We start from the raw sequence: 1,459 nt of genomic DNA on the forward strand, positions 1-1,459 counted from the left end.
TGGATCCTCGACTCCCTCGTCGCGGTGGCGAACCGCTTGCGCGGCGCGCGCGTGCTCCACCTGAGCGCCACGCCCTACGGCGGCGGGGTGGCGGAACTCCTCCGCTCGGTCGTCCCGCTCTACAACGACCTCGGCCTGCACACCCAGTGGCGGATCATCAACGGCGATCCCGCCTTCTTCGCCGCCACCAAGAAGCTCCACAACGGACTGCAAGGCGCGCCGGATCCGCTGACCGCCACCGAACGAGCCGGCTACGAAGAAACCACCCGGCGCAACGCCGCCGGCCTCGGCGAGGATCCCGACTTCGCGTCGTTCGACTTCGTCTTCGTCCACGACCCGCAACCGGCTGCCCTGCGCTCGTTCGTGACCGGCTCGCGGGCCCACTGGATCTGGCGCTGCCACATCGACACCTCGCAGCCGCACCCCGAAACGTGGGGCTACCTGGAGAAGTTCATCGCCCCCTACGACGCGACCGTGTTCACGCTCGCCGAGTTCGTCCCGCCCTCGCTCTCCGGTGCCCGCGTCGACGTCATCCCGCCGGCGATCGACCCGCTGAGCCCGAAGAACATGTCGCTCGACGAACGCACCGCGCACGCGGTCCTGAACTGGATCGGCATCGAGCCCGCCCAGCCGCTCATCACCCAGGTCTCCCGGTTCGACCCGTGGAAGGACCCACTCGGCGTGATCGAGGCGTACCGGCTGGTCCGCGACGAAGTACCGAACCTGCAGCTCGCCCTCGTCGGTTCCATGGCGCTCGACGACCCGGAAGCCTGGGAGGTCTACCGCACGATCAGCGACGCGACCCGCGCCGACAGCGGCGTCCACGTGTTCACGAACTTCACCGGCGTCGGCAACATCGAAGTCAACGCCTTCCAGCGCACGTCCGCCGTCATGGTGCAGAAGTCCATCCGCGAAGGGTTCGGCCTGGTCATCTCCGAAGCCTTGTGGAAGAGCACACCCGTCGTGGCGGGCCGGGCCGGCGGGATCCCCCTGCAAGTCGCCGACGACTCGGGCGGAGTGCTGGTCGACTCCACCCAGAGCTGCGCCAAGGCGCTGGCCGAACTGCTGACCGACCACGCGCGATCGGCCGCACTGGCCGCCGCCGGCCACGAACGGGTCCGCCGCCACTTCCTCGTCCCCCGCCTCGTGCTCGACGAGCTGACCCTGCTCGACGGCCTCGCACACGGAGACCAGCCCGGTGCCTTGATGACCCGCGGCGGTAACCGGGACCCCTTCTGCGGACTGTCCACGACCCCCGGCGACGAATCCTTCACCGCACTCCGCGACGGCGTGCTCCACCGGTTCTGCTCGCAGTCGTGCCGCACCGCGTACCTCGGCTCCAGGAGGACGAACCGATGACCGTGAAACCGTGGCACGGCGGCGAACTCCGCCGCAACACCGAAACACACGGATGGTCGATCCTGGCCGCCGGCCGGGCGACCCGGCCACACGTACCGAC

At 69.5% G+C, this 1,459-nt stretch carries 1 protein-coding gene; it reads left to right on the forward strand.

All coding sequences use genetic code 11. The annotated features are described in order from the left end of the window. Positions 1-1,359: glycosyltransferase (locus ACIA77_RS52420; RefSeq protein WP_395893749.1), on the forward strand; the 1,359-nt coding region annotated here is incomplete at its 5' end. Positions 1,360-1,459: the final 100 nt, after the last annotated feature.

Origin of the sequence: Amycolatopsis sp. NPDC051903 (genome assembly GCF_044452505.1) — a bacterium.
Classification (GTDB): Bacteria; Actinomycetota; Actinomycetes; order Mycobacteriales; family Pseudonocardiaceae; genus Amycolatopsis.